Below are 252 nucleotides of genomic sequence, written 5' to 3' on the forward strand. Positions count from 1 at the left end.
CGCGGCAGCGGCGCGCGGCCGCGGCGAAGCTCCGCACCACGCGGGCGATGTCCTCCGCCTCCATCTCCTTCGGGATCGTGCGGGAGGCGGGTTCCCGGCGCGGCGAGGGCGCGAGCGTCGGCAGCCAGTGCTCGGTGTCCCACTTGGTGCGGCGGCCCATATGGGTGAGCTGGATCATCAGCTTGCCGCCGTGGGCGTGGACCCGGTCGGCGAACTGCCGGAAGAACGGGATCACCGCGTCGTCGGCGACCG

General features: G+C 73.8%; 1 pseudogene. It reads right to left on the reverse strand.

Features of this window, described 5'->3' with window-relative positions:
- Positions 1 to 252 (reverse strand): annotated as a pseudogene (locus tag KZZ06_RS21670) (N-methylproline demethylase); the annotation flags it as partial.

The organism is Sulfitobacter sp. CW3, from assembly GCF_019392245.1.
GTDB lineage: Bacteria > Pseudomonadota > Alphaproteobacteria > Rhodobacterales > Rhodobacteraceae > Sulfitobacter.